Raw genomic sequence first — 7,933 nt, forward strand, 5'->3', positions numbered from 1 at the left:
CGGCGGGGCGCAGGCCACAGTGGCCAGGAGCCGGAGCCGGAGCCGGAGCCGGAGCCGGGATGTCGGGAAGCGGGGCGCGGCGCGGTTCCGGGTGCGGGCCGGACGCGCGGCGGGGACCTGGACTCAGGTCTGGGGGAGCTCCTTGCTGATCTTCTCGCCGGTCTTGGTCCGGTAGAGGGTCAGCGCCGTGGCGGCGGCAGCCGCCACCAGGTAGAAGCTCGGTGCGATGTGGCTGCCGGTCCAGCCGATGAGGAACGTGGCGATGAACGGGGCGGTCCCGCCGAACAGCATCACCGACGCGTTGTATCCGACGGAGACGGAGCTGTTGCGCACCCGCGTGGGGAACATCTCCGCCATGAACGCGAAGAGAGGTGCGGCGGTCGCCGCGATGAGCGCTCCGAGCACCGCTCCGCCCAGGATCGCGTAGACCAGGCTGCTGCCCTGGGAGACGAGCAGGAACGCCGGATACGTGCAGACGACGAGCCCGACACTGGCAACGGTGATGACCGGCTTCCGGCCGATGCGGTCGGACAGGGCGCCGCTGAGCGGCAGCGAGACGATGTGCGCGAGCAGCACCGCCGTGGTGACCACGAACACCGAGGTCGAGCCGAACGTGGTCACTTCCTGGAGGTAGGTCGGCATGTAGCTCATGACGACGTAGAAGCCGACGCCGTAACTCAGGGTGGCTCCGAACGCGACCGCGATCGGCCGGAACTGCCGGGTGACGCTGGACCTCAGCGGCGTCGGATCGTGCTGTTCCGCGGCGACGAGGGCGCGGAAGAGCGGAGTGTCCTCGATCTTCAGCCGGAGATAGAGCCCTATGAGCCCGAGCGGCAGCGCGATGAGGAACGGCACCCGCCAGCCCCAGGCGGTCAGTTGGGACTCCGACAGATTCGCCGTCAGGATCGTCATGAGCGTCGCCCCGAAGAGCAGCCCGGTCGCGGACGCGGCCGGCAGCAGACTGGAGAGGACGCCCCTCCGGCCCACCGGGGCGTACTCGTTGATGAACGACGTGGCCCCGGCGATCTCCCCGCCCGCGGAGAAGCCCTGCATCAGACGCGCGAGGAGCAGCAGTACGGGAGCGAAGACGCCCGCGGTCGCGTATCCGGGCAGCACGCCGATGGCGAACGTGGAGACGGACATCATCACGACGACGGTCGCCAGACAGCGCTGCCGCCCCAGTCTGTCGCCCAGAGAGCCGAAGAAGAGACCTCCGACGGGGCGGGCGAAGAAGGCGACGGCGAACGTCGCGAACACGGCGAGCAGGGCGGCGTTGGGGTCGGAGGACTTGAAGAACACCACCGCGAGAGTGGTGGCGACGTACGCGTAGACGCCGTAGTCGTACCACTCGACGAAGTGGCCGACGACTCCGGCGACCACGGCACGCTTGACCACCGCGGCACGGGCGCCCGGCGGAGCATTCTGTACGAGCTGTTCTGACATGTCGGCTGTACCTCTCACTGATCTTCGCCGCGAGCCCTGATGCCCGTCAGACGTGAAGCCCCCCCTCGGTCGCGCGAATACGGCTCACAGGTCCTCGAAGTGCCTCCACAGGTCGGCCTTTTCCTCGATGCCGATGCCGTGGTGGTCGAGGACCTTCACCCGGCCCGCACTGACCGGTGTGCTGTCGATGAAGCCCCCGACGGGCTTGAAGACGCCCGGGTAGCACTCGGTACCGCCGAGCCCGAGGCCCGCGGCGAGCGCGAGGTTGAGCTGGTGGCCGCCGTGCGGGACGAACCGTCCGCGCGGCCAGCCGCGCTCCTCCGCGTCGGCCACCATCCGGAAGAACTCGGTCGGTCCGTAGCTGAGCGCCGGGTCCATCTGGAGCCAGTCGCGGTCGGGACGCATCTCCCCGTAGCGCAGCAGGTTGCGGGAGTCCTGTACGGAGAAGAGGTTCTCGCCGGTCGCCAGCGATCCCGCGTAGGAGCGGGAGAGCTCGGCGTTGAGGGCGTAGTCGAGCGGATCGCCCGCCTCCTCGTACCAGAGCAGCCCGAACGGTTCGAGCATCCGTCCGTAGGCGAGGGCGGTGTCGAGATCGAAGCGTCCGTTCGCGTCGACCGCGACGTACGCGCCGTCGCCCACGCTCTCCACGACGGCGGCGACCCGTTCGGCGTCCTCCGCGAGGGAGGCGCCGCCGATCTTCAACTTCACGTGCTCGAAGCCCGCTTCGCGGTACCCGGTCAGCTCCTCGACCAGGGCCTCGGGTCCGGCCCCCGGCTGGTAGTAGCCGCCCGCGGCGTACACCCAGACGCTCTGGGACACCGAACCGCCGCCGAACCGGTCGGCGACGAGCTGCGCCAGCGACTGCTCGCGCAGCTTGGCCGCCAGGTCCCACATCGCCACGTCGACCGCTCCCAGGGCGACGCTGCGGTCCCCGTGCCCGCCCGGCTTCTCGCCCTGGAACATCACGGCGTTGGCGCGTACGGGATCCAGTTCGCCGGTGCCGGGGTCGAGCAGTTCCTCGCGGGCGGCGCGCAGGAGGCGGGGCACGGCACGTTCCCGGATGATCTCGCCCTGCGCGTACCGGCCGGGTGAGGAGAATCCGTAGCCGGTCACCGGCTTTCCGTCACGTACGACGTCGGATTCGACGGCCACGATCGAGGCCGTCATCGTGGAGAAGTCCACATAGGCGTTACGGATGTCCGCGCCGAGCGGTATCTGCCGCTCGCGGACCGAGGTGATGCGCATGTCGGGAAGTCCTCTCTAGCCCAGGTGGAACGGGTCGCGTCCGGCGCCGTCGTCGGTGTTGATCCAGACGGCTTTGTCCTCCAGGTAGGCGTCGATCGCCTCGGTGCCGTTCTCCCTGCCGATGCCGCTGGAGCCGAAGCCGCCGTAGGGCATCTCGTAGCCGACGGTCCGGTAGGCGTTCACCCAGACCGTCCCGGCGCGCAGCGACTTGGCCATGCGGTGCGCACGGGCGACGCTCTGCGTCCATACGCCCGCGGCCAGGCCGTAGGGCGAGTCGTTGGACAGGCGCACGGCCTCCTCCTCGTCTTCGAAGGGGATGACGGCCGCCACCGGTCCGAAGACCTCCTCGCGGGCGATGCGCATGCGGTTGTCGACGTTGCCCAGGACGGTGGGTTCGATGAACAGCCCGTCGCCGAGGGGCCCTTCGCCGGGGCGGCGGCCTCCTGAGAGCAGTTCGGCGCCGTCGTCGGAGGCGATCTCGATGTAGCGCTGCACCTTCTCCAGTTGCGCCTGGAAGGCGACGGGGCCCATCTCCGTCCCGTCCTCCAGCGGGTCGCCGAGCCGGATGGCCGCGGCGCGGGCGACGAGGGCCGCTACGAACTCGTCATAGATCTTCTTGTGGACCAGCACGCGGGAGCCCGCGGCGCACGTCTGGCCCGTGGCCGCGAAGATGCCCGCGACGGCGCCGCTCACGGCCGCTTCCAGCGGGGCGTCGTCGAAGACGATGTTGGGCGACTTCCCGCCGAGTTCCAGGGTCACCCGCTTCAGGTCGCCGACCGCGGCCCGGCCGACGCGTGAGCCGACGTCGACGGATCCGGTGAAGGAGACCTTCGCGACGGCCGGGTCCGAGACGAGCGCCTGGCCCGTGCGCGGACCGCCGGTCACGACGTTCACCACGCCCGGCGGGACTCCGGCCTCCTCGAGTATCCGCGCGAACGCGAGCGTCGAGGCCCCGGCGTGCTCGGAGGGCTTGACCACCATCGTGCAGCCGGCGGCCAGCGCGGGCGCCAGCTTCCATGTCAGCAGCAGCAGCGGCGAGTTCCAGGCGGTGATGGCCGCGCACACCCCGACGGGCTCCTTGACGGTGCAGCCGAAGAAGCCGCTCTTGGAGAGCGGGACGCTGGCTCCCCTGACCTTGTCCGCGAGCCCCGCGTAGAACTCGTACCAGTCGGGCAGTCCGACCAGTTGTCCCCGCATCTCCCGCAGCAGCTTGCCGTTGTCGTACGACTCGGTGAGCGCCAGCTCCTCCGCGTGCGAGCCGATGGCATCGGCCAGGCGCAGCAGCAGCTTGCGCCGGTCGCGGCCGGACGTGCGTCCCCAGTCGCCGCGCAGCGCCGTCTCGGCGGCGCCGACGGCGCGGCTCACGTCGGCCTCGTCGGCCTCGGGCAGGGTCGCCCACGGCTTCGCGGTGTACGGGTCGACGCTCGGGCGGCTGCCCCCGGCGACGGGAGCTGCCCACTCCCCGTCGATGTAGAGCTTGTCGGGCACCTCGGGTGCCGGATACGTGCGCTGAGTCATGCTGCTACTCGCTTTCCGGGGCCTGGAGTTCGGGGAGTTCGGGGAGGTGGCGTTCGAGGGGGGCGAGGTGCCGGTCGATCGCCGCTCTGATCGCCTTCTTGTCGCCGGTCAGCAGGCTGTCGAGCGTTTCCCGGTGGAGCGATTCGACTTCCTTCGGGTCCTCTTCCTCGGTGAAGTAGTTCTCCAGGACGACCGTGAGGCGTTCGAGGATCTGATGCTGGAGGTAGGCGAGCATCTCGCTCCGGGCCGCGCGGGCCATCTGGTAGTGGAAGAGGTGGTCCCAGTAGCGCCGTTCGGTGCGCCCGGCCTCCCGGTTCTCCACCAGGCGCCGGACGGAGTTCTCCATCAGCTCGAAGTCGCGGGCGTCGGCGCGCTCCGCACAGAGCAGGGCCAGCCGCTCCTCGACCGCGCGCCGCGCTTCCAGCACGTCGGGAAGGCGCTCGAACTTGTTGCTGGACAGGCCGAGCAGCGCGACCGGGATGTTGCTCGTCACCACGGTCAGGCCGCCCCGGTTGCCGCGCTGTGTCTCGATCACGCCGGCCAGCGAGAGGCTGCGTACGGCCTCGATGACCACGGACCTGCTGACGCCGAGCAGCCGTGACAGGTCGTCGAGGGACGGGAGCCGGTCGCCCGGGACGAACTTCCCGGCCCGGATCGCGAAGGTGATCTGGTCGATGACTTCGTGCTGGGTGCGGTGGCCCTGGATCTTCCGGAAGACCTCGGAGTATCCCGGTCCGGTCTCTTCTCCGCGCGTGCTCATTCGGGCACCTTCGTCTCGACGGTCAGTATGCGGCGTGGATTGTCCACGAAGATCGCCGAGATGTCGGCCTCGGAGAGGCCCCGGCCGAGCAGTCCCGGAATCACCCGGTCATGGACGGCGGTCATCCCCGCTCCGCCGAAGAACGACAGATGCTCGGCCTTGCACGTGTCCATCGAGATCAGCAACTGGCCGAGAAAGCCCTCGTGTACGTAGTCGCGTATGAGGTCGAGGGCGTTGTCGAAGAGTTCCGGCCGATACCACAGCAGCGTGTCGAACTCGATGTTCGCGCCCTCTTCGAGGAGAGCCATGTGATACGGCTTCAGCCGGTAGGTGTCCGCGTGGCCGATGACGACCTTCGCGGGGTCGACGCCCTCCTCGCGCAGCACCCGTAGCTGCCACAGGCCGATGTCGGACGCGAAGCTGTGCGTCATCAGGGCCAGTCCGCCGGCCGCCGCGGCCCGTCCGGCCGCGCGGTGCACCCGCTCCTCCGCCGGCGACATCCAGTCCTTCTCGGTGCCGATCTCGCCGACGATGCCCGGGCGTACGCCGGACCCGGCGACCCCCTCCTTGATCTCGGCCAGCATCTCCTCGGCGAGGCTGTCCACCGACCGCCGGTCGATCTCCGCCCGCGCGGGGAAGTACGAGTCGCGGTACCACCCGCACCCCATCACGACCTGGATGCCCGTACGTTCGGCCATCTCGCGCAGGGCCTCCGGGTCGCGGTTGATGCCGACGGGAGTGACGTCGACGAGGGTGCGGCAGCCCGTACGGGCCAGCCGGGAGAGCTCTTCGAGGACGTAGCGCCGGTCTTCCGGCATGCAGGCCAGGTCGTACCGGTGCGACGCGTGCCAGAAGCGCGTCACGAGGTGTTCGTGCATCAACGTGAAGCCGAGGTCGCCCGGATCGACGGGTCCCTGCACCGTCATGACGTGTGCCGGCATCGTTCCTCCTCCGTCAACGGCCCGTGAGGTCACGGGAGTCGTTCCGTCCGGCGGGCTGCGTCGTCCGCGCCGGAACCTTCGGCCGTCGCGCGGACCACCTGCCGTACCGCTGCGGCGAGTCGGCCCAGGCCGCTGTCCATCGCGTCACCGGTGATCGTCAGCGGCGGGTAGAAGAAGACCGAGACCGTCTGTCCTCCGCGGGTCACCCGCAGCACGACGCCGTGCTCGTAGCTCTCGTGCCAGAGCAGCGAACGGAACCTCTCCGCGTCCGCGTCTTCGGGCAGCCGGATCTCCAGGCTCCCCAGCAGTCCGCGTACGGAGGCCCGCGTCGGCCACGGCGTCTCGTCGCCGATCTCCTCCAGGCGCTGCCGGAGCCCGTCCTCGTGCGCCGCGGCGTTCTCCACGAGGCGCTCGTCGTCGAGGATCTGGAGCGTGGCGAGCGCGGCGGCGCTGGCCACGGGGTGTCCCGCGTAGGTGTTGACGTGCGCGAGCGGTGAGACCTCGAAGGCCTCCTGGATCCGGCGGGAGACGGCCGTCGCCCCCATCGGTACGTAGCCGCTCGTGAGGCCCTTCGCCATGGTGAGCATGTCCGGGCGTACGCCCCAGTGGTCGCACGCGAACATCGCACCGGTGCGCCCGAATCCGGAGACGACCTCGTCCGCGATCAGCAGGATGCCGTAGCGGTCGCAGAGTTCACGCAGCCGCGGCCAGTACTCGGGGTAGGGGACCTTGACCGCGCCGGGTATGGATATCGGCTCCGCCAGGATCGCCGCGACGGTCTCCGGACCCTCCCGTTCGACGACCGCCGCGGTCTGCTCGAAGCAGCTCTCCCCGCAGCTCTTCTCCTCGAAGGAGCAGGACGGGCAGAAGCCGGGGAAGGGCTGGGGCAGCGAGACGAAGCCGGGGACCAGCGGCTGGAAGGGCTCGCGGAAGGCCGGTATGGACGTGGCCGTCGTCGCCGCGTAGCTGGAGCCGTGGTAGGAGCCGTACCTGCTGAGGATCTTGAACCTGCCGCTCTCGCCCCGGCGCCTGTGGTAGTCGCGGGCGATCTTGACCGCGACCTCGTTCGCCTCGCTGCCGCTGGAGGTGAAGCTGAAGACGGCGTCGTCGACGGGGACGCGTCCGGCCAGTTCCAGGGCCAGTTCGGCGACGTACGGATGGGAGGCGCCCGCCTCCAGGGACGCGAACTCCATGCTGCGGACCTGGGCGGCGATGGCCTCGGCCATGTCGTGGCGGCCGTGCCCGACGACGCAGGCTCCCAGGTGGTTTCCGGCGTCCAGCAGGCGGTGGCCCTCCGAGTCGATGAGATCCGTGCCGTCCCCCTCGACGAGCAGGCGGGGATACGTGCCGGGGAACAGCTCGTCCAGCAGAGGAAAGTCGGCTGCGTAGTGGCGGACGTGCGTCCGTGCCGCCGATTTGCTCGCCGCGGAGAAACGGAACATGTCTCGCCTCCAAAGGTCTATAGATTGGACTATTGGACTGGCGACGTTTCCTCCTGTCAAGAGGCGTGCGGATACGCGATCGGCGACGACGACCTCGCGAGACCGTCCGCACGCCGGATGAAGCGGAGGGCGCGCGGACGATGTGGAACGGGGGACAGGGGAAGGGTGCGACCCACGGTCGGGTCAGCGACCGCCGGGCCGTGACGGCGACTGCCCGTCCAGCTCCACGGCGGCGCAGCGCCATCTGCGGTCCGGGCACAGCTCCAGCCGGAAGGCGATGGCCCGCTGCCGCTCACCGGTGACGATGCGGGCGAACGCCTCGATCACACCGTCCCGGGGGCGCCGGCCGCGGGCGTCCAGTACGGCCGGGCTCCGGCGGTCGGCGCCGCGGGGGCGCAGCGGGGCGTGGGAGGCGAGGCCGGAGAGCTGTTCGTACGCGGCGGCGCGGGTGTGGCCCAGCAGCGTGTGGACAGGGCGCTGTCCGCTGAGGACGAGCACGAGCCTGTTGGCGAACCAGTACGGGGGCTGCCGTTCACGCTCCCTCGCGGCGGCGGCTCGCAGGGCGGAGGCGGACGGTGAGGGGG

Annotated in this window: 7 protein-coding genes; all 7 read right to left on the bottom strand. The window is 70.1% G+C overall.

The window, feature by feature from the left end:
• Positions 1-123: 123 nt before the first annotated feature.
• A complete protein-coding gene (locus tag AN218_RS26075) occupies positions 124-1,443 on the bottom strand; it encodes an MFS transporter (protein ID WP_070019467.1) in 1,320 nt (439 codons plus the stop codon).
• An 84-nt stretch (positions 1,444-1,527) separates the two neighbouring features.
• Complete coding sequence (locus AN218_RS26080; protein ID WP_070019469.1) at positions 1,528-2,688, bottom strand: enolase C-terminal domain-like protein; 1,161 nt, start codon at positions 2,686-2,688, stop codon at positions 1,528-1,530.
• A gap of 15 nt (positions 2,689-2,703) precedes the next feature.
• On the bottom strand, positions 2,704-4,206 hold the full coding sequence (locus tag AN218_RS26085) for an aldehyde dehydrogenase (RefSeq protein WP_070019470.1): 1,503 nt from the start codon (positions 4,204-4,206) through the stop codon (positions 2,704-2,706).
• 4 nt (positions 4,207-4,210) lie between these two features.
• Positions 4,211-4,966: a FadR/GntR family transcriptional regulator gene (locus AN218_RS26090; RefSeq protein ID WP_079132602.1), complete on the bottom strand. Its 756-nt coding sequence runs from the start codon at positions 4,964-4,966 to the stop codon at positions 4,211-4,213.
• Positions 4,963-5,907 (bottom strand): phosphotriesterase family protein, encoded by a 945-nt coding sequence (locus AN218_RS26095; RefSeq protein WP_070019471.1) that lies wholly within the window; start codon positions 5,905-5,907, stop codon positions 4,963-4,965. The genes AN218_RS26090 and AN218_RS26095 overlap by 4 nt, the downstream gene beginning before the upstream one ends.
• A gap of 29 nt (positions 5,908-5,936) precedes the next feature.
• Positions 5,937-7,349, bottom strand: a complete 1,413-nt coding sequence (locus tag AN218_RS26100; RefSeq protein ID WP_070019472.1) for an aminotransferase family protein — start codon at positions 7,347-7,349, stop codon at positions 5,937-5,939.
• A 183-nt stretch (positions 7,350-7,532) separates the two neighbouring features.
• Positions 7,533-7,933 (bottom strand): Rv3235 family protein (locus tag AN218_RS26105; RefSeq protein ID WP_420856016.1); only part of this gene is annotated, 401 nt, incomplete at its 5' end.

Origin of the sequence: Streptomyces nanshensis, from assembly GCF_001751255.1 — a bacterium.
In the GTDB taxonomy this organism is placed as follows: Bacteria; Actinomycetota; Actinomycetes; order Streptomycetales; family Streptomycetaceae; genus Streptomyces; species Streptomyces nanshensis_A.